The sequence below is a fragment of the Bartonella grahamii ATCC 700132 genome, assembly GCF_000518085.1.
GTDB classification, from domain to species: Bacteria; Pseudomonadota; Alphaproteobacteria; order Rhizobiales; family Rhizobiaceae; genus Bartonella; species Bartonella grahamii.
Map to the genome: position 1 here is coordinate 1 of NZ_JACX01000065.1, position 1,302 is coordinate 1,302.

Annotated in this window: 1 pseudogene; it reads left to right on the plus strand. The window is 42.2% G+C overall.

Going from position 1 to position 1,302, the window contains the following annotated elements:
* Nucleotides 1-1,302 (plus strand): annotated as a pseudogene (locus U736_RS12435) (hypothetical protein); the annotation flags it as partial.

Genomic DNA, 1,302 nt, shown 5'->3' on the forward strand with positions numbered 1-1,302 from the left:
ATATGCCCCAAAAGCAGCGAGTGAATTAAAACGTTCTCGTTTTTCTTTTGTTAAAGTTCTTTCGTTGGCTACAGCGGCTACATTTTTATCGAATGCTTCTCCTGTTTTTTCAGCAAATTCTGATTTTAGAAACACATTTCTCGAAGGTGTAGAAAGTGCTGGTGTCTCTTATCCAGAAAACATCATCTCTGTTGCTGGTTTGAATGCTTCTTCAAAAGACAATTATTTAACAGCGCTGAATGTTGCTTTGACACCCAAGGTAAATGCTGCTGATGACTATGCAAATTTTTTAACCAAAACCCTTTCTGGTGTGAATGATTATCGTCCTGTCGTGAATGTTTTGACGGCGGATAGTAGAGGCGCATGGGAAGGTGTGTCAAATATATCTAAAGCCAAAAATATGGGTGATCAAAAAACGCCCCAGTTCACAAGAGTTATTTATACGAATTCTGTAAATATAGAAGCTGATGATGTTTATGAAAAAGAAAAAACCTTTAATGTTTCGGCGCCTGAGGTTGCGCAGCCAGTAAATAAGCTACCTGTTGTTTTCCAGAGTCGTGCGGGGCTAACCCGTTCTGCTGCTATTGGTAGTGTAACATTGGGTAAAGGGGCATTTGTAACCGGAGAGGCATCTATTGCGATAGGTGCGAAAATTGATACGGAAGAACTTGGTCCTGGGGGGGGGCAGGTTTTTTACCCAGCCCGTGTTTTTGGGAGTATGGGGGTTGCTATAGGCACTAATTCTCAGATTGGTACTTCTGGTTCTGAGAGCTCATATGCGGTGGCTATTGGTTTTCGTGCAAAAGTGGGCGCAAAGGCAAAAGGTTCAATAGCTTTGGGTAGTGATAGTGTGGCTATAAATGAAGGGGGTATTGCAGGGTATGACCCCATAACTGGAGAAGTCACAACTAAAAGAGATGGAGCATGGGTATCTACACGAGGCTTTGGTGCACTCAGTATTGGTGATGTTAAGCAAGGAAACACCAGACAGATTGTAGCTGTTGCCGCTGGCACGAACGACTCTGATGCGGTAAATGTTGCGCAGCTAAAAGCTCTACAAAATTCTATAAACCCAAGTTGGAGGCTCTCTGTTAATGGTAAAAATACGACGAACGTTAATTCAACCAGCCCATTGGATTTGGTAACTGGAAGTACAAATCTTAATCTTACAAAAGGCGATAAGGATAATAAAGTACAATTTGATCTAGCTCAAGATGTTGCATTAACGAGCTTAAAGGCAGGTACAAATACCCTAGACGCAACAGGTCTGGTAATTACTGATGGTCCGAAAATAACCACCGG